The following is a 23,664-nucleotide window of genomic DNA, read 5'->3' on the forward strand; positions in this document are numbered from 1 at the left end:
TATGTCTGCTATTTGGCGCATGCAGTATTATTTTATCAATTTTAAATTTATTTTGAACTAAAGTACCTTGGGGGCGTCTACTATTATGCTTGTTGTTGAATTGCAGTCAACGCAGGCATCATGTTGATTCCCTAGTTTTAGTTACTTATTTTAGTAATATTAGGCCAGCTCACCTTGAGCTGGCTTTTTTTATATTTCATTCTTTTTACTTATCCCTTTAATAAACAATTGCTGTAATAGTACGTAATGTTTATTTTGCCTTTTTGTTTCTAAAATACTGTTATCTGGCCGCAATTGTTTACGGATTAATCCATGAATACATTGAATGTTAATTTTTTGTTTTATTTTGGTTTGGTTGTGTCTATTATGGAGAATTGATTGTAATATCAATAGTTAGACACATACCTCATCATTCGATAAAAGGTAGTGATAATGGCTTATTTAATTAATAAACATACAAGCGAATATTGTTTTTTATATGCGCATCATAGTTTTGGGCGCTTTCAATATTCTGTAGATACACTTGTCAACGATCTGAGTGTGTCGAAAATACACACTATTATTGAGTGGTTGAATGGTAAGTGGTATATCCGTGACTTAAGCCTGAATGGTACTTGGTTAAATCATAAGCGTTTGGTGAAGGATGACTCTGAAGAACTAAGTATTGGCGATAAAATTTATTTTGCCGGTAATTCAGAGGTTACTTATGTGGTTAAAGATCTCAGTGCTCCTACAGACCAATTAATCAAATTAGATGACGAGCAAAGTCAAACAGCCGAGACAATTAAGCTTAATCATTACCACCTATTGCCTGAGCAGCAACCTGATAGCGTGGTTGTTTTTGAGCAAAGTAGCGGCCAATGGTTGTTAGAATCATTACACGATGATGAGTTTACGATACGAGAAGTCTTAGAAGATCATAGTATTATTACCTTAGGTGGTGAACAATGGATGTTTCTTTCTAGTCATCTGGAAGTTGCAACCCAGATGAGCTCCGTACCACAATTGTATATTAGTGATTTAGACTTTATTTTTAACCTAAGTTTGGATGAAGAAACATCAGAATTAAAAGTTCAACATCACAATAATAATAAAGATTTTGATTTGCATGTTCGCTGCCATCACTACTTAACCTTAAATTTAGCGCGCTATAGAGCTTTAGATGCTAAAAAAGGAGTATTACCAGCTAACCAAGGTTGGGTAAATACGGAGCAATTAGTGAAAGATTTAGGTGTCGACATGCGCTATTTAAATATACAGATACATCGTGCTCGCAAGCAGTTTTCAGAAGTTTTAGTAAATGTTCATGATGCTGAAAATATCATCGAAAGACAATTGCGAAAAGTACGGTTTGCTGGCGCATCCTTTATGATTTATAAAGGGTGTGAATTAGAGAGTACCTCGGATGTCGTTAGAGCATGAAACAGTATTAAAATTTAATAAAGTCATCACTAACTATAAATTAATTAAACTACTTAACCAAGGAGGTATGGGAAGTGTGTATCTTGCAGAGGATACACGTTTAAAGCGCTATGTTGCGATTAAATTATTAAAGCCTACTGAGCACTCAATAGAACATAGCGACCCCTTGGTTGAAGCGCAGCTGCTTGCTCGTTTAAATCACCCTAATATTGTACAAATACATGATGTAATTTTATATGAGCAGCAAATTTGTATTGTAATGGAGTACTTAAAAGGCAAAACATTACAGCAGTTTCAACATCAGCACGTCACCACACTCTCCGAAAAGCTTAATTTATTAGCACAACTGTGTGCTGGTCTAACCCATGCCCATAGTCAAGATGTTATGCATTGTGATTTAAAGCCTAGCAATATTTTAATTGATAAAAATGAATTAAAAATCACTGATTTTGGTATTGCAACATTACAAAATAAGCCGCTTAGTGAGCAACGTGATGAATCCAGTTGTGGCAGTGCTAGTGCGATGTCGCCTGAGCAGCTTAATAAACAGCCGTTAGATTTTCGCAGTGATTTATTTTCTTTTGGTATGCTGGCCTATATGTTTATTAGTGGCCGTCATCCATTTGGTGAAGGATCTGCGCAAACGATTGCTAATAATATTGCCAACGGTAAAGCGTGTAATGCACATGAGATCATTCCCAAGTTACCTAATGAATTATGTGATTTACTAAATCAATTATTACAACGAAAAAAAGACCGCCGCCCTGTTGATGCTCAAAGTGTAGAGCGTAAGTTACAAGCCGTTATTATAGCTATTAAACAGCAAGAAATTTTGGCGCAAGACACAGTTCCACTAGAGCAACTCGCATTACAAAAAAAATCGCCTAAAAAGGCTGTTTTTTTAGGGACTTTGCTTTGTATTGCCGTGGTTGCAACAGGCTTAATGTATAAGCTGCAAGTGCATAAACCAGCAGAGCACTATGTTGCATTTTTACCTCCGGTGGTAAAATCAGCCGCACTGTTATCCGCAGATACAAATATGCTCAAAGCCACAATTGATGATGCTATTAGGCAAAGTATTATTAATAGTAAGCAGTTAAATCTTATTTCGCAGGATGAGGTTGCGCTCATTTTACAAAGCGGCAATGCTAAACTTACTTTTACAGATAAGTTACATAAATTAAAGCAAGCAACGGGTGCACAAGAAGTGGTGACCGCTGAGCTTAATTGCATGCAACCGCAATGCTATTTAACGTTAGTTCGGCTCGAGGCGCCAAATTGGACGGTAAAAGCGCGTAAGCAATGGCCCATTGTAATTGATAGTTATAATCAGATGTACCATTTAAGCAGTCAGCAATTAACAGCGCTTTTCCCTGATTTTGATAGTAAATATATTGCAATGGCGCAGCTTAGTGACAAAGAACAAATAGAACATATTGAGCTTTATCAAAAAGTGCAGCAAGTTGGTGATTACACTGATCAATTATTTATGCGTATTAAAGAGGCTATAGAACAAACCCCGCAGTTATATGCCAACTATGAGTTATTACGTGAAGTCGCCCTGAGTTTATATCAGCAATCACAGCAAGCAGAGTATTTAAATATTGCCAGTAAATTACTTTTTAACTCACCAACTGCGTATCAAAACACCCCTGCATTTGCTACAAATGCAATGCTAATCGCGGTTGCTAGGCAAGATTGGTTAACTGCGAAGCAGTATTTAGCTAAAGCTGAACAAGTTGGAGCAAGTTCTACCGCTCTTTATGAACTTAAAGGTTTATTATATTTACAACAAGATCAGTTGCCTGAAGCACAGCAGGCGTTTGAACTTGCATTAAAAATACGAGCAAATCCAATAATAAAGCAAAATTTAGCGCAAGTATTATGGTGGCAAGGTCAAATTGAAGAGGCAAAGCAGCTGCTTAATGAAGTTATAAGCTTAAGTTCTCAAAACTATATGGCAAATCAATTACTGGCAGATATAGCCCTAACAGAAGGTGATTTAGCCATTGCTATAAAGCAATATAAACAGGCAATTGAGATTAAACCTGATAGCATAGATTTAAGTAACTTAAGTATTGCTTATTCGTTACAAGGAGAGTTTTCGCAAGCATTAATAGTTGCCCAACAGGCGGTTGATATAAACCCAGAGCATATCAGCTTTCGCCTTAACCTAGCTGATATTGAAAAGGTTTTAGGACTTAGTGAGTCATATCCAGCTAATTATTTAAAGGTAGTTGAGCTGGCGCAAGATCAACACACCCTTGATAGTTATTTAGAAGTCGCACAAGCATACAGCCAACTCGGCGAAGCTAAACTTGCCTTGCAAGCACTCAATAAAGCAATAAGTATTGCGTCAGATCATAATGAATATGTGTTCACTGCAGCGCTTGTATATAGTGTGATTGGTGAATATCAGTCAGCGTTAATGTATATAGAAAAGTCATTAATGATAGGCTATCACCCGATGTGGTTTAATTTACCCTGGTTTAAACCTTGGTGCCAAAAAGAAGAGTTTATTGCGTTAATGCAACAATATGACTCTTCTTTTCGTTGTGCTAGTGCTTTATATTAGTATGTAGCACCAGGCCTACGAACAACAATTTTAGGATCTTGTGACATATAAATTTTGCCAGAAGGCACATGTTTAGCTGTATACCTAAACGAAATAGGTAAATACTCAGTTTCTTTGCCTTCGGTTACTTCAACAACTTTTTCAAGATTGTCTTTATCTACACCGTTAAATTCATAGGTCGGCTCTACTTGAGCAATTCTTAAAACTAAAGTGTCGTCATCAGTGATCTCGGTAGATATATTATATTGGCAATTGCTATCTGCACCACAATATTCAACACCATTCCCATAAAATTCCCAATCGGCAGCCACTGACGGATCTAGGCTGATAATAAGTTCTACGTATTGTCTTTTTTCAGTGCTTATGAGATCGTTTTTTCCTGCATTATTAAACAAAACACTCAGCGACTCAGTCGGATTTGTTTCGTTATTAAAAAATGTTAACCAATTTTCTTGTGTATGAGGTAAAACAGTCAACGTTTTAACGGAAAAGTAGTTATCTGCTTTACATTGCACTTCAATATTTGGGGTTTTGATATCGTTCATTTTTTCAGTCCTTGTATTGTTGTATAAGTAAAACCACTTGTTGGTTTTTATTATTGTTCTGAGTGTAGAATAAAATTGTTTATATAACTAATTAAGATGGGTCTTTTGTAATGCTCTGTAATGATTTTTAGAGTCATAAAAAAGTAAAAAAACCTATCGTGGTATTTTTAGATTGGCTATCATGAAGTGTCTTTTGGTTAATTAAAGTTTATTTATGTATATACAGTTACTTACAAACATTGATTGGGTAAGTGTTGGGATTGGTTTTAGTGTTGGCGCGGTGCTTTTTAGTGTTATTTATGCAAGTCGTGGTAAGCGACTAACAGCAGAGCTAAGTGAGCAGCAGCAACAACTAGCTTTATTGCAAACACAGTCCAATGAAAAACAGCAGCAATATACTGCCTTGATAGATGAACACGATTTACTTAAACAAAGCCACCAAGAACAACGCGACGAAACTCAGCACTATAAAACCCGCTTCACTGAGCAAGAAAAGCAAAGCCAGCAATACAACCATTATTGGCGCAAGGCTGAAGCTGATTTAACAACACTTCGAAGCGAATACAATGCCCGTGATGTTGAGCTCAATAATATGCGCACTATGCTTGAGCAAAAGCAAAGCCATTTTGAGCAACAGTTACAACATATTAAAGAAAGCAAAGAGCAACTTAAAAAAGAATTTGAAAACCTTGCTAATCAAATACTCGAAGAAAAATCGCAAAAATTTAAAGTCCTTAATCAAGAAAGTATTGAGCAGCTGTTAAAACCTGTCCAAGGTGAGTTAAAAGGCTTCAGGGATAAATTGGAATCAATTCATGTTGAAGATCTAAAACAACGTGAAGCTCTGAAAATAGAGTTATTACATCTACAAGCGAAAAGCCAAGCAATCACTGAGCAAGCAGACAGGCTCAGTAACGCATTACAAGGGCAAAAGAAAACCCAAGGTAATTGGGGCGAACTCATGCTTGAAAACGTGTTAGACAGCGCAGGACTGCGCGCTGGTACTGATTATAAACGCGAGGTATCGTTTAATACCGAAGAAGGCCGCCTGCGCCCTGACGTGGTGGTGTATTTGCCTCAAGGTCGGCATTTAGTGATTGACGCTAAAACTTCGCTAAACGCTTACACTCGCTACGTAAATGCAGATAATGAACTGGAGTCTCAACAAGCAATTAGAGAGCATGTTGAGGCTGTAAAAGCGCGTATTAATGAGCTGGCGAGTAAATCATATGATCGCTTACCAGGGCTTAACTCTCCTGAAGTGGTGGTGATGTTTGTGCCGATAGAATCAGCTTTTGTTGAAGCTCTTAAGTATCAAAGTGATATTTATCAACAAGCGATAGAAAAGAACATTCTGGTTGCCACCCCCACTACCCTCTTAACCAGCTTAAATATTGTGAAACAGTTATGGCGTTTTGAAGAGCAGACTAAATATTCAAAAGAGTTGTCTAATCGCGCGGAGCGTTTTTATAGCAAGCTCAACGGCTTTTTAACCAGCATGGAAGGTGTTGGTAAACAGTTAGATAAAGCCAAAGAAAGCTACGATAAAGCGTTTTCGCAGTTATATCGCGGTAAAGGCAACCTAATAAAACAAGCCTCAGAATTTAAAGAGCTTGGTGTATCAGTACAAAAAGAACTACCCGCCGAAACGTTAGAGCGGGCGCAATTAGAGCTAGACGAATAAGGAAATTGTATGCAGATCATACGTGGTAAAGAATTCACCGCAGCAAAGGCATGGGGAGCTAAAAATATTGCCAATATGAATGGCATCACTACCCGTTTACATTGGACTGATAAACCCTATAAATGGCATATTAATGATGGCGAAGAAGTCTTTGTGGTGCTTGATGGAGTCGTTGAAATGTTTTACAAACAAGATAGCGAGACGCACTCAACTGTACTGCAAAGTGGTGACATTTTTTATGCCTCAATAGGCACTGAGCACGTAGCCCACCCTATGGGTGAAGCGCGTATTTTAGTGATTGAAACGCAAGGTAGTGTTTAAGCTGCTAAAGTTTGATATTTAATTGCTGGGCTTTTTAGACCAGCTTGTATAACCTTTACGGCAGCTAGCCAGCTAGAATCGAATTGGATCAACAAATAATTATGAAAGATTTTATAAATAAAGGAATTGTTAAGCTAAAATCGACATCTAATAAAATGTTTGATGAATTCAATAAAGGCTATGTATTTGCAAAAGAAATGATTGATGGTCTGCCTATTTTTATGTCATTTGAACGATTTGGTACGCAAACCCCCACGTCATTTGATGAAAAGCATTATTTTGTAATTCCTTTTGCACTATCTGAACATCAATTCGCTTTACACACCATGCGTTATTTACCAAACGGCGTACCTGAGATTAATAACTTACCTAAGCGGCGTATTTTTCATTTTCCTAATGAGCATGCTGAGGCCGGACTTCGCCATTACATGCTAAATAGCGCTGATGCAATTATGCGTGATCAAGCTTTGGGGCAAACTAATTCATTACAGTCGCTTGCTAATGATATTGATGCCTTAGATAAAAAACTCACCTACGGAATGCTTTTGGTGGGCGGCTTAGCGGCTATTGCAAATCCATTGTTAGGAGCAAGTATTGCGGCCAAAGCTATGCTGCCAAGCATCACTGGCCTACTGAATAAATACGGTGTGCGTGCCTCTGCTAATAAACTGTCTCAATATCAACTTGAAAAAGAAATCAAAGTAGCTCAAAACAATATAATTGCAGAGTTTGAGGCCGCAAATACGCTACAGTTGATCAACCCTATTTTACAAGAGTTAGAGTTAACTCTTAGAACGACTGAAGCTGAGCACGATCCTATCAGTTCTTTTAATTTAGCTGATGGCTCGCTATCAGAGTTTAATGACGATAAATGGCGTGAGTTAACAGAAGTTGCGATCTGCCATGTTTATAAAGATGTCTATGATGATCCCTCATTACATAAACAAGCAAACTTAGATGCAAAAGACTTAAGGTGGTTAAAGTTAATGTTTGATGCAAATGACGTTAAGGTAAATAGTTTATGAACATTGGTATCTACATTTACGATGATGCAGAAGTGCTTGATTTTTCTGGCCCATTTGAAGTGTTTAGTACTGCAAAACGTTTGGCAAATAATAACTGGCAGGTATTTTTTGTGGCAGAGCATGCCGGGCCGGTAATTGCCCGTGCAGGTTTTAGTGTAAACCCCCATTACAGTTTTGCTGATCACCCTGCTATTGATTTGCTGATTGTTGTAGGTGGTGTGCATACCCATGAGCTTGAAAAACCAGCCGTAATAAACTGGATACGAGAAACCGCTGGTGCTGCTAGCAAAGTTGCCTCGGTGTGCACAGGCGCTTTTTTACTGGCCAAAGCGGGTTTACTTGATGGTTTAACGGTGACAACTCATTGGGAAGATCAGAGCGATCTTGCTGCCATGTTCCCAGCTCTAAATGTGATCGCAAATAAGCGTTGGGTGTCACAAGGTAAATTAACTACTTCTGGCGGTATTTCTGCGGGTATTGATATGAGCTTGCAATTAGTTACTGAGCTGGGGAGCTCTGAGCTTGCAGAGCTTACGGCAAAACAAATGCAGTACCAGTGGCACAAAAACATTTAACTGTTCGGTAACTGTTCACTGATAAAGTTATGCATATAATCTTTAAGACAAACCGCTTTTTTACTAAGTAAACGACCACTTGGCCAAATGGCATAAATTTCTCGCGGCAGGCTTTGCCATAGTGGCAATACTCTAACTAACTCTTTTGTTTGTAGCTCATTTATAATTTCAAAGCGCGGTAACAAACCGATACCTTGATGATCCGCAACTTGATATTTTACAAAGCCAGTATCGTTATAAATGCTTTTAAAGCGGCACATGTGTGTGTAAGTAGCACATGATTGCGTGTTCGTTAATAGCCATTTATTTCTAAGTGTTGTACCAATTAAACGGTGATGTTTTAAATCGTTCGGTTCAACAAGTTTTGCTGCATTTGTTAGGTACTCAGGTGATGCGACTAAGATAGAGTCGGCTTCTGCGAGCTTTTTTTGCTGTAATAACGAATCAGCTTGAGGGCCGATCCTGAGCGCTAAATCAGCTTGGTTTTTAATAATATCGTCAAGTTGATTACTTAAAATCAGCTCCAACTGAATATCAGGGTATTTCTTGCAAAACGACAACCACATCGGCTTTAAAAAACCATGACAGATATTCAGTGGCGCGAGCACTTTTAGCTTACCACTAAGTTGTTCTTTTTGTTGATTAAGTTGATAACGAGTTTGTTCAAATTGCTCAACTAAGTTGGCATAACTTTGATAGTACACCTGTCCTTGTTGTGTGAGTGTGCATTGGCGTGCAGAGCGATGCAGCAGTTTTTGCCCAAGGCGAGATTCAAGGCGCTGTAAACGCCGCGTAACTGTTGCCGCAGGCAGCGATAAATACTCCCCCGCTTGAGACAATCCTCCTTGTTGTACTATGTGCACAAACAGCACTATATCATCTAGCATGATTCCACTTTTGCAATTTAAGTTTGATTAAAGCTTTGTATTTAACGTTTTTGTAAGTCTATATCATAGTGACTTAGTTTTCAGCAAAGGGTGACATTATGTTTTCAGCGATTGATTGGTTAGCAGTGATCGTTATAGGGAGCGGTGCAACCGCGATACTTGATCTGTGGGCGTTGCTACTTAGTAAATTTGGTATTAGCTCTTTAAACTTTTGTATGGTGGGGCGCTGGCTATGCTTTATGCGCTATGGCAAGTGGCAACACCTAGCTATTAATAAAGCCGCTGTGCAACCGAACGAATGCGCAATTGGTTGGTTTAGTCATTACTTTATCGGGGTTATTTTTGCGCTGCTATTTTTATTACTGATGCCAGATAACTGGCTTGCAGCGCCAAGCTTAATGCCTGCGCTGTTGTTTGGGCTGCTTAGCGTTGTTATCCCGTTTTTTATTATGCAGCCTGCGCTTGGGCTTGGCATTGCTGCAGCTAAAACGGCAAAGCCAATGGCTGCAAGGCTCAAAAGTGCACTATCGCATGCAATATTTGGTATTGGCATGTATTTAACTGCGGTTGCGCTGTTACAGTTGAAGGGGGGGTAATGCAGGCTGAATATTGGTTAAAGCGCTGGCAAAGCAATGACATTGGTTTTCATGACGGTAAAGTAATCCCTAGTTTAGATCGTTATTTTACTAACTTAAATTTACCTGCTAGTAGCCGTGTGTTTATCCCTTTGTGTGGCAAAACAGTCGACATTCATTATTTGCTTAATAAAGGCATGTACGTTGTGGGTGTTGAACTCAGTGAGCTTGCTGTTCGGCAGTTATTTATTGAGTTAGCGCTCACGCCAAAAGTAACTAAGCACGGTTTACTTAGCGCGTATCAGGCCCAGGGGATCTGCATTTGGGTGGGGGATGTATTCGCTTTAACTGCAGATCATTTAGGTCATGTTGATGCTATTTATGATCGCGGCGCATTGGTGGCGCTGCCATACGCTATTCGTAATCAATATGCTCAGCACATAATTACCTTGAGTAATGCTGCACCACAGTTATTGATCACTTGTGTGTATGATCAATCTAAGCGCTGTGGCACACCTTATAGTGTTTCAGCGGCTGAGATACAGAGTAGTTATGCAAAGAAGTACAGCCTAAAAATACTCAGCTGCGAGAAGTTAAGCCAAGGTATTAAGGGCGTGACCCCTGCCAGTATCGCGGTTTGGTTGATGGTATCTAAACCTTAATAAATGCACTTTAGCTGTGCATTTTTGTGGCTAGTTAATTTGGATTTGTGCGTGCATTATAATAACCACATTGATTAATTAAGGGGTTAGTATGCAACAAACAAATGTTTTCTTTTTATCTCATGGCGGCGGCCCATTACCGCTGCTTGGTGAGCCAAGCCATAAAGAGATGGTGACTTGTTTGCAATCAGTTGCCGCTAAAATTACTAAGCCTAGTGCTATTTTAATGATCAGCGCTCACTATGAAGCAAACCCTATTGCAATCACAGCCTCAGCAACACCTAAATTAATTTATGATTACTACGGCTTTCCCGAGCAGGCGTATCAGTTAGCTTACCCTTGTGCTGGTGAGCCAAAGCTTGCTGAACAACTGCAGCAGGCTTTAAAAAGCAATGGTATTGCTACCAACCTTGATACCCAACGAGGCTTTGATCACGGCATGTTTGTACCATTAAAAATTATGTTTCCTGAGGCAGATATTCCATGTGTACAAATTTCGCTAAATCCAACCCTTGATCCCGCAATGCACCTCAAAATTGGCCAAGTGTTGCAGCAAATAGAGTATGAAAATTTATTGATCATTGGCTCCGGCTTTACCTTTCATAACATGCAGGCTTTTTTTGCTAAACAAACAACGGCTATGCAAAAGCTCAACCAAAGCTTTGAGCAATGGTTAATTGATACTTTAGCAAGTCCTAAGCTTGCAGAGCCTGAGCGCACGCAACGTTTAACGAACTGGAAACTAGCGCCAGGGGCACAATTTTGTCACCCTCGAGAAGAGCATTTACTGCCTCTGCATGTATGTTATGGCGCGGCACAACGCCCGTGTGAAAACGTATACGAGTTAGAAATTTCAGGCAAAAAAGCCAGTATGTACCTGTGGCTGTAACTTTGCTTGCAGGCTTTTGGGTTTAACCTTATGCTTATTGCGACAAACGTTCAGATCTTATAAGTAATTTTTGCTAAAGTGTTGCTAATGCGACTTGTAAATAAATACACGCGCGCTAACCCCTTTTAGGATCACTACATGAAATTACTTAAAACCTCTGGGCTGGTTTTGTCGATACTGGCTGGGCTGTCGCTATCAGGCTGTTCGGTAACACACAACGTCACGGCTACTACAACAATGACACAAATTAGCAATCCACTGTCGCTTGAACAAATCTATAAAGATAAATATTTCAAGGCACAGCGTAGCACTTACTTTAAATGGCTTGATGATGGCACCGGTTATACAGTACTTGAAGAGCGTGAAAGCGAAAAAGATAAAAAAGACGACGCTGAGAATGCCAAAGCTGATGACGAAAAAGAACACGGCGTAAAAGGTAACGACATTGTATTTTACAATGCCGATGGCACGGGCCGTAAAGTATTAGTTGAGTTTGAAAAGCTACTGCCAGAGGGCGCAGACGAGCCATTTGCAATCGAAAGCTATCAATGGTCAAAAGACGGTAAATGGCTGATGGTATTTACCAATAGTGAGCAAGTTTGGCGCTCTCGTAGTCGCGGGGATTTTTGGTTACTCAATCTTGAGACCAATCAATTACAGCAATTAGGTGGCGCAGATGTTGAACCAACTAAATTAATGTTTGCTAAGTTCTCACCAGATAGCTCAAAAGTGGCTTACGTGCGCGATAACAACATTTATATGCAAGCGGTTGGCAGCAACAAAGTAACAGCGCTTACAACCGATGGTAGCGCTAAAATCGTTAATGGTAACTTTGATTGGGTTTACGAAGAAGAATTCAGCATTGCTGATGGCTTTCGTTGGAGCCCAGATAACAAATCAATCGCCTATTGGCAGCTAGATACCAGCGGCGTTAAGTTTTTCACCATGATCAATAACACCGACGAGCTCTATCCTACCTTAAAAGAGTTTCCTTACCCAAAAGCCGGTGAAACTAACTCGGCAGTACGCGTGGGGGTTGTTAGCCTTGCTGATAAGAAAACCCGCTGGGCCAAACTTGAAGGCGATAATCGCGACCGCTATATTCCTCGTATTAGCTGGGCAGGCACCGGTAAGGAATTAATGATCCAAGACTTAAACCGCCCGCAAAACCACAACAAGGTTTGGCTGTTCGATTGGCAAAAACAGCAATTGACCAAAATTTTAGAAGATAAAGACGATGCTTTTATCGAGTGGTTTTACAAAGCCAACTGGTCAAAAGATGGTAAGTTCTTTATTTGGCACAGCGAGCGCGACGGCTGGCGTCACCTTTATCGTGTATCTCGCGATGGTAAAACCATTATCGATTTAACCCCAGGTGATTACGATATTGTTGATATGCTGGCGCTAAACGAAGATAAAAACGTGATGTATTTTACCGCTTCGCCAGACAATGCAGGTCAACGTTATTTATTTAGTACGTCTTTGGATGGTAGTAGTAAACCTGTACGCGTAACGCCTGCTGAATTTCAAGGTTCAAACAGCTATTACATGTCTAAAGATACCTCATGGGCAATGCACACTTACTCACAATTTGGCACGCCGCCAACTAAAGAGATCATTAAAGTAAGCGATCACAGTAATGTTAAAACCTTAGTTGAAAATAAAGAGCTGAAAGAAAAACTCGCAGAGCAAAGCTTACCAAATCACGAGTTCTTTAAAGTGAATGCGAGCGATGGCACTGAGCTTGATGGCTACATTATGTTCCCTAAAAACATGGATAACAGTAAAAAATACCCAATCGTTTTTTACGTGTATGGCGAACCGTGGGGCTCAACAGTGCAAGACCGCTTTGAAGGCGACAGCTACTTGTATAAATCACTATTAACGCAAAAAGGCTTTATTGTGGCATCGGTTGATAACCGTGGCACGCGAGCACCAAAAGGCCGTGATTGGCGTAAATCGATTTATAAAAAAATCGGCTCAATCACAGTACAAGACCAAGTTGATGCGCTAGATGCCATGGCAAAACGCTGGGATGTAATAGATACCGACCGTGTTGGTGTATGGGGTCACTCAGGCGGCGGCAGCTCAACCCTTAACTTATTGTTCCGCCATGGTGATAAATTTAAAGTCGGTATTGCCTCAGCGCCGGTGCCAGACATTCGCTTGTACGACACTATCTACCAAGAGCGTTATGCAGGTAATCCAAAGACCGATCCTGAGAGTTACGACAACACCTCGCCAATTACCTTTGCCAAAAACCTAACCGGTAAGCTATTGCTTATTCATGGTACAGGGGATGATAACGTTCATTACCAAGGCTCAGAGCGTTTAATTAACGAGCTTGTTAAGTACAACAAACAGTTTGAGTTTTTCTCATATCCAAATCGCTCACATAGCTTACGAGAAGGCAAAGGCACCACCTTGCACTATCACACCATGATGGCCGATTTTTTTGAAAAAAACTTATTGAATCAATAACCAATAAGTTAGCTTAAATACTAAAAAGCCACACACTAACAAATAGTGTGTGGCTTTTTAATCAAAACGTAACGGGGGTTTACAGCTAAGTTAAAATCTTTTGACCCGTAGAGAGTTAATTTGAAGCAGTGTTTGTGAGCCCTTTAACTTTTTAGATTTCATTTTTTAATGATTTTATTTTGCACTGGCTAAGTATTTCATCAACAGTATTTGCTATTTCATTAGTTGGCAAATACTGTTGATTAGAAACGTTTAGTGCATTTAATGAAAGAATGAACATCTCCTCGTCACTTGCTGCTGACCAAAAGCCTATTAATTTATCATGCTCATTAAACGTAGCTTTCCAAATTGATAGCTTTGCAGCACGTTGCTCCCAAATATGGTTTTTAGAATGTAATAAAGTCACCGTATGAAAAAGCTCCTCTTCCCACATTTTTTCATATCTTTTGTGTGAGTCTTCCACAATTTCAATTTTCGATGCTTCTTTCGCTGAGTTTTTAAATAAAATAGAGTCGTGCTCAGGCCTTATAACTCCCACTGTAACGGTTATTATTTTATGTTCATCTATAAGCTGAAAGTCATATTTGAGGTCATTATCATACTTTTTCTTATTAATTGTGACTGCTTGGCCCTCGATAGAGGATATTTCGCAAAACATAGTCGACTGGCTACGCCCATGAGCACTCAATGAAATGAGCAATAAAATTAAACAAAAAAAACTATATTTTGAAATATTGTGTATCACTAAACGATCCTTTTAAATACTTAGTATAAAGAGTTAGAGTTTACATCTGTCTTAATTATTATCTAAAAACTAGACGGAAAGAATAGCATTAGATAAAACCTACGAGCAACGAGGCAAACCATCTGAATTGATGTTTCACTCAGATCAAGGAAGCCAATACGGCGCAAAGAGGTTTCAGCAAAGGTTATGGCGTTACCGGATAAAAAAGCATGAGCCGCCGAGGGAATTGTTGGGACAATGCGCCGATGGAGCGCCTATTTAGAAGTTTAAAAACAGAATCGGTTCCCTCATTGGGTTATAGTAATTATCAAGACGCTGAAAAAGATCTTAGCTTCTTGATGAATTATTATAATTGGCGCAGGCCACATAGTCATAATCACATGGTGTAGCAGAAGAAAAACTTAATTCACGGTTTGGAATTAGTTGACCACAACAAACACTATCTTACCGCGCGTATTTTTAACCAAATCGTAACGGGGTTTACAGTGGGTGCTTAAAGCGCCGGTAGTGTTACTGTACTTTATTACCTGATATGGTGATTAAGCTGAGCGATAAAATCGCGTTTTAGTAACGATCTAAACAGGAGTAATAAATGGCAACCATTCTGGCGTTTGATGTATACGGTACGCTTATAAATACTCATGGTGTTGTTGTGTCGTTACTTTAAAGTATGATTGGCGATAACGCGCAAGCATTTTCGAATACCTGGCGTGAAAAACAACTCGAATACTTATTTAGACGTGGCTTGATGCAAAACTACTTGCCGTTTTCGGTTTGTACTGAGCATGTGCTTAATTATGCTTTTTTGCTGCACAATGCTCCCCAAAAACTTGGCAAGCTCAATTAAGAGTCGATATTGTCACGAGAGCATTATCATGCTGTTAGGAAGCCATAGTCGAATACATAATAGAGATACAGGGTAAATCATAATACCCTGTATCTTTGCGCGTTTATTCCGAAATTTTCAAATAGTACTCGCCCGCATCGTTTTCGTCGGCATATAAATTTTCTTCATATTCAAAGGTTAACGGATCGGCATCGACTACCTTATACTCTTCCCAATAAACATAGTTTGCATCTTTTGAGAAACGATCGGATATTACGGTGAAAGTGTTTGGATCCGCACCTTCAATGGCTATATGATAATAAAAAATCTCACCCCCTATACGAACAAATATTTTTTCATATTCATCAAGAATAACCACATCTTCAGGTTTAACACCGACCAGCTTATTATTTCTGCCATACACTTCGTTATTGTAAGCATAAAAATTATTTGTGATGTTTTTAACATCATCAGTAGGAACCAGAATCACCCGCGTTGGGCTTAAGTGAAGAGACTTCCATTTCCATAATTTCTCAAGCTCGCTAGCATCAGACCGGCTCACTTCTGCCACCGTTCTATTGTCAACAATATAACCGTTGTAATAAACATGCTTATTATCTTTGGCAACAGAATCATTTAATACTTTAAATGTAGATGGATCACTTTCAGGTATGGGTGTATTAAAGTAGTACGCTTGGCTTTTATCTTTTCTGTAGTAAGGCGTAATCACCGTAAAACCATCGGCCACCATATCCTCAACAACATCACCATGTGAATAAACATGCTGTTCATCTACTGCATATTCATCATTAATAATTTTAAAACGACTGGCTTCGTTACTAATTATTTTTCCTTGATAAATTACCTGTTCACCATGGCGAATATAACGTTCATTTGCATTTTTTATCGCTTCTGGCATTGCTTTACGTGAAAATTTCACATCAGTGTAATAATATAAATATTCTTTATCCATGGCATATGAGCCCAGCAAATAAGAGAACGAAGCGGCGTCTGCACCTTCTATCATTTGCCCATAACAAAAAACTTTGCCACCACTAATAAGATAACCAGATTCTTCTTTACTCGCATTAATACCCGATGTTACCAGCTGAATTGAACTAGGATCAGCACCCTCAACTCGTCTTCCGTTGTAATAAACACTATTACTATCTTTAGCGTAAGACTGACTAATTACATTGAACGTATCAGGGTCAGCTCCTTCTATTGGGGAGCCTCCAATTTGGAAAAAATTGCCATCTAAAACATAAACGACTTTACCGTCTCGCAAGTAATATTGATTGCTAATTTTACTATCATAAGCAGTCGCGTTATGCGTGCTTGGATTATTAACATATAAGCCAAAAATAAAAGCGATTAAGGCACCAACAAGTGGGATGACTAAAAATATAATTCCAATCCATATGAGTATTTTCATTTATCTATCCCATAGCTATTAATTATATCAGGGAGCAAAGTAACATATTTATAAGTGTTTGTTTACAGGACGACTGATGATTAACATTCGGTGAACTACGCAGTGTTCTATTTTTAATTTGTGACCATATTCACACTCTTTTATTTTCGGTTACAGCGACTGCAACAGGCTTTGATATTCATCAAGGATATAACTCCATTTTCATCAGGTGCTTGCCGTATTGTTGTAATGTCATAACGAGCTTACCCAAAAAAATAATAGTCCGACTCGATATCTTGCATTGTTCTATTTACTGGATTTTTGAATTTTATCATTATAATGGACATCATTAATCTTCAATAATGTTCATTATTTTATCGTAATCTACACTGACAGATTCAGGGGCTGGAGTGCCAATTACAAGAAAAGATAAGTAATCTGTGAAGAAGGTGTTAAACCTTGAAACTTCTTGCCCGTAAGTCTCAGCTAAAAACAGCCCAACCTTAGCAGAGCGTTCTCACAAAGTCTAAAGACAGTCACTTTATTTTACCTTAACAAATGTTGAGTGGTAGTGTTAAGGCAACTAATAGATAGTTCATAACTAAAAATAAGATTGTTAATATTATCAATAAGTTAAACTTTACTATGATAAGTAGATTAAATAGAAGCAGGTAAAAAGCAAGGCTTCATCCCGTCTTCATCTGGAATACACTTTGACAGTTCTACTTCTAGCCATTTTTGGAATTGCTCTTCTTTGACTCCTTGCTTTTGTGATTGTTGAAGTAGAACGTAATTATGGCCTGATTTGATAAAACCAAAAGGTGCTATGAGTCTTCCATGATTGAGATCATCAGCAACTAAAGGAAATGACCCGATTGCAACCCCCAAACCATCAGCAGCAGCCTGCAAACAAAAGTAAAAATGATCAAAAGATTGGTTATTGTTATTTAGCTGAATATTAAAGTTTGATGCACTTAGCCAGCTTTTCCATGCATGGATACGCGTCTTGCTATGGAGTAGGGTTATATTTGCTAGGTTATTTTTAAACCTTTCCCAATATTGGAAAGACATCACTGGCCCAACCCACTCTTCAACTAATTTATTTTTAACATGGTGAGTAGGAACATCAAAGTCGTCTCGTCGGATTGCCATTGATAGCCCTGACTCGCCTAAAAAAATAGGCCCCCCAGCTGTCGACAATCGTATATCAATATCTGAGATTTTATAGAAATTAGAGATCCGAGGCATTAGCCAGCGCATGGTGAGTGTTGGTTCACAAGAAACTTCGAGGTAATTATCCGCTGCTATCGTTAATTTCTTAACTCCTGTATCTAATGCTTCAAAAGCTTTATTTGTGTATTGCTTAAGTAATTTTCCTTTGGATGTAAGCCGCATATTTCTGCCTTCCTTGTAAAATAGACATTGAGACAGGTGAGTTTCTAATAATTTTACTTGTTTACTCACCGCTCCGTGAGTTATGTGTAACTTATCAGCAGCTTCACTGTAGCTAGAAGACTCTGCTGTAATATGGAAAACGTGAAAGGCTTTAAGGTGTCTCATCTGTGAAATTTACTCACACTAGCTATGTGTTTTTTTCGATTATAACCTGCTTATTATTCATTACAATGGATATCGATTATATGTAAATAGGAACAGGTATGGAAATCGTAAGTTTTGTAGTGTTAGCTTTATTAATCGTTATAAGTCCGGGAGCAGACTTTGTTTTGGTTTTTAAAAATAGTGTTATTGGAGGGCGTAAAGCTGGGGTTGTTACTGGCATAGGTATTGGGGTTGGTGTTTGTATTCACGTGACTTATTCAATAGTTGGAATAAGTTACTTATTTTCACAGAATGAAACTGCTTTCAATATACTAAAATACGCTGGTTCAGCATATTTAATTTATCTTGGTTTCACTGGATTATTTAGCTCTAAATTAATTATGGCTAAAGGTGAAGATAAAAAGCCTTTGGATAACAACTTTGTGAAATGTTTTTTGCAGGGTTTTCTTTGTAATACACTCAATCCTAAAACAGTATTGTTTTTTCTTAGTGTATTTAGTCAATTAATAACACAGGGAAGTGATAACAATTTATTCTTTTTACTGCTTTGTGGGTTGTATATAGTGTTGTTACACATAGCTTGGTTTTACTTAGTATCATTTTTTGTTACTTCGAGTAAAGCCATTGGTTTTTTTGAACGATTTGGCCGAAAAATCAATCAAGTTTGTGCCTTAGGGCTAATAGCATTTGGGTTAACGCTCATTGCATAACCATAACCATAACCATAACCATAAAGATACAAGTGAACTATTTTTATTTTTTATGGGATTCAACTTATATTGATATTAGAAATAGCAATAACTCTATTTTAATCGGTTTTATGCTTAATTCACTAAGTGCGTTGTAAATCATATGAGTTGATAGATTTATAGCATTTCAGATTTTATAGTTCAATTTATGTTGATATAACTAATTACTGAGATTTTTCACTAAATATACTCTAAAACATTCTCAAAGTTGAGTATTAAAATTGCTAAAAAGCCGCATACTAATAAATAGTATGTGGCTTTTTTAATCAAAATGTAACGGGGGTTTACAGCTGAGTTGCAAGATAAAAGGTTAAAGGGGAAAGGTTTTAGCTACGATAGGTTGGGTAAAGTGCAGCTAAACCCAATATTTTGTACCTAGTTGGCTTCAAGTTCTCCTGTGAAATTTCATACTACTTTCCATTTACAACTGGCTTTTTTATCTGGCTGGCATGTCGGACAACTTGCCTTTGATTTCTGTACGGCTACACATAATAAATGTGTCGGTCGGCTCATGGCTACGTAAGTTGTTTTTAGGCGCTGCTCTAATTGAGCATAAGATGTTTTTGGTCTTTTATAAGTATTGTTAGGGCAAAATAAATCATTACCTGATTTATGATCCCAAAAGTAAGACGATTCACTGGCACCATAGTTTTCATTTTCAACCAACAATGTCGCCATATGTGTTTCACCTTTTATGGAATGAATTGTGCCGACCTTTATCTCTATTCCGTCTTCAACTATTACATTATTTTTTTGTGTAAAGGCGTCAATTGAATTGATCTGGTTTTCATTTATGAAAGAAGTATTTTGCGGAATTTGATAGTTATATTGGGTTAATAAATTGATGAACTTTGTTTTTACATCAATTGGTAAAATGGTATCTGTTTCAATCTGTTGAATACAGTTAAAAATAAAAAGATTAAAGGCGGTTAAAAACTCAGGGTTGTTTTCTTTTAGTTCTGCCAACAATTTGCTTTTTGTATATTGATTATTCGGCATTAAATTCAGCATTGCCACAAGCGCGTTAACAAAAAGCTCATAATACACTTTTGTGCCAAATTGCTTTGTTTCTTCCGCAGGTCTTTTCTGAAAATATGAAATGAGATTGTCGAAATTGGTTTTTCGCTTAGTTGCTTCTTTAGAATAATTTGGAACGTAGGAATTAATGGTTAATTTGGTATCTTCTGCAGGCGCTTTTCCAACAGAACCTACTAAATTAAAGCGCGCAGAAGTGCTTCTCCAATCATTATCTAAAAGCTTGTGGTTGTGTATTTGTTTAACAAATAAACCAACCGCCTGTTCGGATTGATCAAACAATAAAATTGTTGGTTGAAGTGACTGTTTTTGTGTATTACCTGAAATGCTTGGTAACACTTGTTTGAAAGGATTAATACATGCAGCTATCTCATTACCAAACCTTTTACTGTCAGAAATAGCTAATCTTTCAAATCCCACTATATTGTCCCTCCATGCTGACTTTTCATCTGAAAACCCATTAAAAATGGCTTGGTCTGGATCACCAAAATATTGCTTGGTAACAGCTTCGTTAAATACTGAACTAATAATGTCCATTTGATGTAGTTGAGTGTCTTGCATCTCGTCTGCGAACAACAAACTAAATCGTTTTGATATAATGTTTTTAATTAAAATTGAGTGTTCTGTCAAATACCAATTTGCAAAATTAAAAGCATCGTCAAAGCTAAGAATCCCACGTCTCCAAATATCAAAACAAATAACTCTTATAGCTTGATATTTTTCGTTATTAACATCTTTTAAAAAGGTTTTTCCATTAGGGCGTCGGATTATATTATCTAACAAGGTAAACTCTAGGGAATTTAGCAGTTCAATAGCTTTCTCTGTCTTTTGTTTACCATTTAATTTTTTTGAAGCAGGATCCTGATTAGCTTGACCATACAAATAATTGCATAACGTTTTCTTATCACCCTTTCCAAAACCAATATTATAGAATGCATTTATTTTTAGTTTTTTAATAGTACCGTTATCAAATTTTATGAAAGTGGAATTAGCTGTCTCAGGGTGTAATCTAAAAGCAGGCAATGCTAAAAACTTATCAACAAAACTCTGAATTGTGCCGAAAAAATTAGGGTACTTAAATAAAAGATCTACTTTGTTGCCCAGTCTGTTTTTTATCTCATCAATGGCCACATTTGTATGGGTTAATACACAAATACCACTACCATCTTCAAATGGCATGCGCTGTGATAGCAATAAAAGTTTTACTAGTAGGACTGTGGTTTTACCACTACCCGGACAAGCGATAATATTAGCATCATTCCAACAATCTATTATTTTTCGCCGCTCACTGGTTTTATCTTCAAAAGTGTTTTCAGGTAAGCCAAGTTCTTTGCACGCTGACTGTATTTCTTCATCAGTAAAAGAGAATTTAATCATTTGCTTGTTCTTCCTCGTTAAATTTTCCACACGCATAGTCAATGGCGTCAATAATGTATTTTAAATAACTATCATGTTTTAAGATATCAACTAGGTTGTCTTTTTTTAACTCTAATATTTCAGAAAATATTTGCGCGGTAACGGCTTTTGATGGGCTTGCTGAATCAACAAACGGTTTGAATATGTGATAAGCAATATCTTCAGAGGTTTTAGCTTGAACATCTTCTATATATATCTCGTTGGGTATTTGAAACTTGCCATTTTCATAAAATAACTCATTAAAATAGCTTTCTGATGATTTGATTTTTTTAGCTATTTGAACCGCTAAAGCAAAATTATCTCGCAATTCTTCACTACAGGCTAAATCATATTCTAGCGTCCAGTTTTTATTGGTGAATACTTTAATATTTTGGCTGTCGAATTTACGTTTTAGGGTTTGCGATTTAGCGGCTCTAATGTCTTGGATATTGTTTGCATCGAGTTTTATTTTCCAATTTGCGATTTGAGTATTTAACCCTTTAGGCATAGTGGTTTGACCGATTGCGGATTTTACCGCTGCTTTTAAGTCATCTAAAGTTGTATAAATATTGTTATGAATACTTTCTAAACAATGAGAACTTTCATTAGTATCTGTTAAGACATTTTCTTTAATTTGATAATACTCAGGTTTATCTTTCTGTTCACTATCGAAATATTCAATTGCGGGAATATCTAAATCGGTGATCACTGATACGGGTAAATCTAATTCAGGTAAATTCTGTTCGTGTAAATTTTTTCTTTGAAATATTTTTGAGTAGCGTAAAAATGCGGTACTACCAACATTGACAATTGAAACCCCATATTTATGTAACGGTTTGCCAATTAATTCAGCAATAGTGGGTATTAAGATATTTTCGGCATCGCCTTCTACCATAATGACGCCACGTGCAAAAAACATATTTGCTTTGGTTGAATCTAAAAACCGTTGCAGAAATTTATAATCACCTATATCTAACTCGGTTTGCCCTTGCCACATTGGATATACATTTTGCCCTCGGCATAAAATTAGATTCTCTAGACTAATAGATGCACCAATTGTTGTGCTATGTGTGGTTAAAATAAATTGATTGCTATTTTTTCCGCTAATGTCTTTTAGAGCGCTAATTACTCGCAGCTGAGCTTGTGGATGTAAATGAGCTTCTAATTCTTCTATCAAACAAAGCTGTAAAGTATCAAAAGGGTCTGTTTCAAGGTGCAGTAACTCAGCCGCCATAAAAAGTTTATTGAGTGTACCCAATCCAGAGCTATTTTCTTCAAGTTCTAAGCCTAGAGTTTTTAGTATCTTGTGTAATTCAGGATCTGCAATTTTTACGGATGCTTCTCGTTTATCATCTATTTGGCGAAAATTCTTAATGTAGGAGTTAATACTTTCAATTATGCTTGAGGAATTGGTTGTTGTAGTTTTAACGCTGCTCAGAAACGTAGAAATTTCAGTGTTGGCATTTTCAATAATATTTTCCAATTCATGTTTTTCGTACTGGCCATCAACCCCTGTTACTTTTTTAAAACTATCGTGGCTCTGCAATATCTGTGCAAGACGCGAACGATAACCTGGCGTCATTTCGGCTTCTGCGTCTCGTAAAGGCTTTAAATACGTAACTTGCAACAAAGCTTTTGCATCACCATCCATCTGAGATTCTGCACCTAAAGGACCAGCTTTTATATCCCAAGTAATTCTATCGTTATCTAGTAATTTTGCTTTTAGAAATAACCTTAACTCAAATTCCTTTTCTTCACAGAAATAACCCCACTCAATAAATTTAGCAGCTTCTTGATCTTTAAAATCAGAAAAAATCGCGGTAATGGTAAATATTTCAGCTCTTTTAGGTTGCGGGTCACCATCTGTAACTTTAGTTGGTTTATAAAAATCTCTTGGCTCAAATCGAATGTTTTCAAAACTTTTTGTATTTAATATATAACGAATCGCATCAACTATAGTGGTTTTGCCGGAATCATTTTCACCAACAAGTACATTTAAGCCTTTTTGAAAGTTGACTTTTAAGCTTTCAAATTTTCTGAAATTAGTTAATTGAAGTTCCTTAAGAAACATTCCGATTTCCTTATAAGAATTATAATGACTATAAAAATATAGATGACTTTAAAATAACTTCATGATTTTATTATTGTAAGTATCAATCTAAACTTATTATTAAGGTGCTAGTTAATCTCTTAAAACTGTAGAATGATGTTCGGTGATTTAGTGTTTTTGGTGACTAACTACTGAAATTAACTCGCTTAAAAATATCGGTTAAATTCTAAACCGAAATGATAAAGCAAC

The 23,664-nt window shown here is 37.5% G+C and carries 18 protein-coding genes and 2 pseudogenes; 13 read left to right on the forward strand and 7 right to left on the reverse strand.

Going from position 1 to position 23,664, the window contains the following annotated elements; all coding sequences use genetic code 11:
* Positions 1-432: 432 nt before the first annotated feature.
* Positions 433-1,422 (forward strand): FHA domain-containing protein, encoded by a 990-nt coding sequence (locus H5154_RS02540; protein WP_182717283.1) that lies wholly within the window; start codon positions 433-435, stop codon positions 1,420-1,422.
* A complete protein-coding gene (locus H5154_RS02545; RefSeq protein ID WP_182717284.1) occupies positions 1,406-3,997 on the forward strand; it encodes a serine/threonine-protein kinase in 2,592 nt (863 codons plus the stop codon). The genes H5154_RS02540 and H5154_RS02545 overlap by 17 nt, the downstream gene beginning before the upstream one ends.
* Here the strand turns inward: H5154_RS02545 and H5154_RS02550 are convergent.
* Positions 3,994-4,542, reverse strand: a complete 549-nt coding sequence (locus H5154_RS02550) for a hypothetical protein (RefSeq protein WP_182717285.1) — start codon at positions 4,540-4,542, stop codon at positions 3,994-3,996. The genes H5154_RS02545 and H5154_RS02550 overlap by 4 nt on opposite strands.
* A 214-nt stretch (positions 4,543-4,756) precedes the next feature.
* Between H5154_RS02550 and rmuC the strand changes: the two genes are divergently transcribed.
* The 4 genes from rmuC (at position 4,757) to H5154_RS02570 (ending at position 8,147) form a co-directional block, all read left to right on the forward strand.
* Positions 4,757-6,226 (forward strand): DNA recombination protein RmuC, encoded by a 1,470-nt coding sequence (rmuC, locus tag H5154_RS02555; RefSeq protein ID WP_182717286.1) that lies wholly within the window; start codon positions 4,757-4,759, stop codon positions 6,224-6,226.
* A 9-nt stretch (positions 6,227-6,235) separates the two neighbouring features.
* On the forward strand, positions 6,236-6,547 hold the full coding sequence (locus H5154_RS02560) for a cupin (protein ID WP_182717287.1): 312 nt from the start codon (positions 6,236-6,238) through the stop codon (positions 6,545-6,547).
* Positions 6,548-6,648: 101 nt separating this feature from the next.
* Positions 6,649-7,572 carry a hypothetical protein gene (locus H5154_RS02565; RefSeq protein ID WP_182717288.1) on the forward strand — a complete coding sequence of 308 codons (924 nt, stop codon included), beginning with the start codon at positions 6,649-6,651 and terminating at the stop codon, positions 7,570-7,572.
* Positions 7,569-8,147: a DJ-1/PfpI family protein gene (locus tag H5154_RS02570; protein WP_182717289.1), complete on the forward strand. Its 579-nt coding sequence runs from the start codon at positions 7,569-7,571 to the stop codon at positions 8,145-8,147. Before H5154_RS02565 ends, H5154_RS02570 begins: the two co-directional genes overlap by 4 nt.
* Here H5154_RS02570 and H5154_RS02575 read toward each other — a convergent pair.
* The gene (locus tag H5154_RS02575) at positions 8,144-9,034 is read right to left on the reverse strand and encodes a LysR family transcriptional regulator (protein WP_182717290.1); all 891 of its coding nucleotides are present in this window, start codon (positions 9,032-9,034) and stop codon (positions 8,144-8,146) included. The two genes, H5154_RS02570 and H5154_RS02575, sit on opposite strands and share 4 nt — an antisense overlap.
* Positions 9,035-9,132: 98 nt before the next feature.
* On the opposite strand from H5154_RS02575, the gene H5154_RS02580 reads away from it, so the two are divergent.
* The 4 genes from H5154_RS02580 to H5154_RS02595 all read left to right on the forward strand — a co-directional run bounded on the left by H5154_RS02580 (position 9,133) and on the right by H5154_RS02595 (position 13,641).
* Positions 9,133-9,630: a DUF2938 domain-containing protein gene (locus tag H5154_RS02580; RefSeq protein ID WP_182717291.1), complete on the forward strand. Its 498-nt coding sequence runs from the start codon at positions 9,133-9,135 to the stop codon at positions 9,628-9,630.
* On the forward strand, positions 9,630-10,271 hold the full coding sequence (tmpT, locus tag H5154_RS02585; RefSeq protein WP_182717292.1) for a thiopurine S-methyltransferase: 642 nt from the start codon (positions 9,630-9,632) through the stop codon (positions 10,269-10,271). Before H5154_RS02580 ends, tmpT begins: the two co-directional genes overlap by 1 nt.
* Positions 10,272-10,362: 91 nt before the next feature.
* Positions 10,363-11,160, forward strand: coding sequence for a class III extradiol ring-cleavage dioxygenase (locus H5154_RS02590; RefSeq protein ID WP_182717293.1), 798 nt, complete (start codon positions 10,363-10,365; stop codon positions 11,158-11,160).
* A gap of 138 nt (positions 11,161-11,298) precedes the next feature.
* Entirely contained in the window at positions 11,299-13,641 is a 2,343-nt protein-coding gene (locus H5154_RS02595) for a S9 family peptidase (protein ID WP_182717294.1), read from the forward strand.
* A 151-nt stretch (positions 13,642-13,792) separates the two neighbouring features.
* Here H5154_RS02595 and H5154_RS02600 read toward each other — a convergent pair whose 3' ends face one another.
* On the reverse strand, positions 13,793-14,386 hold the full coding sequence (locus H5154_RS02600; protein WP_182717295.1) for a hypothetical protein: 594 nt from the start codon (positions 14,384-14,386) through the stop codon (positions 13,793-13,795).
* An 85-nt stretch (positions 14,387-14,471) separates the two neighbouring features.
* Here H5154_RS02600 and H5154_RS23550 point away from each other — a divergent pair.
* Positions 14,472-14,775 (forward strand): annotated as a pseudogene (locus H5154_RS23550) (DDE-type integrase/transposase/recombinase); the annotation flags it as partial.
* Between the two features lie 203 nt (positions 14,776-14,978).
* A pseudogene (locus H5154_RS23555) lies at positions 14,979-15,200 on the forward strand (haloacid dehalogenase type II); the annotation flags it as partial.
* A gap of 136 nt (positions 15,201-15,336) precedes the next feature.
* Here H5154_RS23555 and H5154_RS02615 read toward each other — a convergent pair.
* Positions 15,337-16,647, reverse strand: coding sequence for a DKNYY domain-containing protein (locus H5154_RS02615; protein ID WP_182717297.1), 1,311 nt, complete (start codon positions 16,645-16,647; stop codon positions 15,337-15,339).
* 636 nt (positions 16,648-17,283) lie between these two features.
* On the reverse strand, positions 17,284-18,186 hold the full coding sequence (locus H5154_RS02620) for a LysR family transcriptional regulator (RefSeq protein WP_182717298.1): 903 nt from the start codon (positions 18,184-18,186) through the stop codon (positions 17,284-17,286).
* A gap of 98 nt (positions 18,187-18,284) precedes the next feature.
* Between H5154_RS02620 and H5154_RS02625 the strand changes: the two genes are divergently transcribed.
* Positions 18,285-18,896 carry a LysE family translocator gene (locus H5154_RS02625; protein WP_182717299.1) on the forward strand — a complete coding sequence of 204 codons (612 nt, stop codon included), beginning with the start codon at positions 18,285-18,287 and terminating at the stop codon, positions 18,894-18,896.
* Between the two features lie 444 nt (positions 18,897-19,340).
* Here H5154_RS02625 and H5154_RS02630 read toward each other — a convergent pair whose 3' ends face one another.
* Both H5154_RS02630 and H5154_RS02635 read right to left on the reverse strand, forming a co-directional pair.
* Positions 19,341-21,347, reverse strand: a complete 2,007-nt coding sequence (locus H5154_RS02630) for a UvrD-helicase domain-containing protein (RefSeq protein ID WP_182717300.1) — start codon at positions 21,345-21,347, stop codon at positions 19,341-19,343.
* Complete coding sequence (locus H5154_RS02635) at positions 21,340-23,436, reverse strand: ATP-dependent endonuclease (RefSeq protein WP_182717301.1); 2,097 nt, start codon at positions 23,434-23,436, stop codon at positions 21,340-21,342. The genes H5154_RS02630 and H5154_RS02635 overlap by 8 nt, the downstream gene beginning before the upstream one ends.
* Between the last annotated feature and the right edge of the window lie 228 nt (positions 23,437-23,664).

The sequence above is a fragment of the Pseudoalteromonas sp. SR44-5 genome, assembly GCF_014163675.1.
Lineage (GTDB): Bacteria > Pseudomonadota > Gammaproteobacteria > Enterobacterales > Alteromonadaceae > Pseudoalteromonas > Pseudoalteromonas rhizosphaerae.

Excerpts from the sequence above, each read along its gene's own strand:
- H5154_RS02620 (WP_182717298.1), bottom strand. The coding sequence starts at position 18,186 with ATGAGACACCTTAAAGCCTTTCACGTTTTCCATATTACAGCAGAGTCT.
- H5154_RS02615 (WP_182717297.1), bottom strand. The coding sequence starts at position 16,647 with ATGAAAATACTCATATGGATTGGAATTATATTTTTAGTCATCCCACTT.
- H5154_RS02570 (WP_182717289.1), top strand. The coding sequence starts at position 7,569 with ATGAACATTGGTATCTACATTTACGATGATGCAGAAGTGCTTGATTTT.
- H5154_RS02625 (WP_182717299.1), top strand. The coding sequence starts at position 18,285 with ATGGAAATCGTAAGTTTTGTAGTGTTAGCTTTATTAATCGTTATAAGT.
- H5154_RS02560 (WP_182717287.1), top strand. The coding sequence starts at position 6,236 with ATGCAGATCATACGTGGTAAAGAATTCACCGCAGCAAAGGCATGGGGA.
- H5154_RS02595 (WP_182717294.1), top strand. The coding sequence starts at position 11,299 with ATGAAATTACTTAAAACCTCTGGGCTGGTTTTGTCGATACTGGCTGGG.
- H5154_RS02575 (WP_182717290.1), bottom strand. The coding sequence starts at position 9,034 with ATGCTAGATGATATAGTGCTGTTTGTGCACATAGTACAACAAGGAGGA.
- H5154_RS02590 (WP_182717293.1), top strand. The coding sequence starts at position 10,363 with ATGCAACAAACAAATGTTTTCTTTTTATCTCATGGCGGCGGCCCATTA.
- H5154_RS02550 (WP_182717285.1), bottom strand. The coding sequence starts at position 4,542 with ATGAACGATATCAAAACCCCAAATATTGAAGTGCAATGTAAAGCAGAT.
- H5154_RS02565 (WP_182717288.1), top strand. The coding sequence starts at position 6,649 with ATGAAAGATTTTATAAATAAAGGAATTGTTAAGCTAAAATCGACATCT.
- H5154_RS02540 (WP_182717283.1), top strand. The coding sequence starts at position 433 with ATGGCTTATTTAATTAATAAACATACAAGCGAATATTGTTTTTTATAT.
- tmpT (WP_182717292.1), top strand. The coding sequence starts at position 9,630 with ATGCAGGCTGAATATTGGTTAAAGCGCTGGCAAAGCAATGACATTGGT.
- H5154_RS02580 (WP_182717291.1), top strand. The coding sequence starts at position 9,133 with ATGTTTTCAGCGATTGATTGGTTAGCAGTGATCGTTATAGGGAGCGGT.
- H5154_RS02635 (WP_182717301.1), bottom strand. The coding sequence starts at position 23,436 with ATGTTTCTTAAGGAACTTCAATTAACTAATTTCAGAAAATTTGAAAGC.
- rmuC (WP_182717286.1), top strand. The coding sequence starts at position 4,757 with ATGTATATACAGTTACTTACAAACATTGATTGGGTAAGTGTTGGGATT.
- H5154_RS02545 (WP_182717284.1), top strand. The coding sequence starts at position 1,406 with ATGTCGTTAGAGCATGAAACAGTATTAAAATTTAATAAAGTCATCACT.
- H5154_RS02630 (WP_182717300.1), bottom strand. The coding sequence starts at position 21,347 with ATGATTAAATTCTCTTTTACTGATGAAGAAATACAGTCAGCGTGCAAA.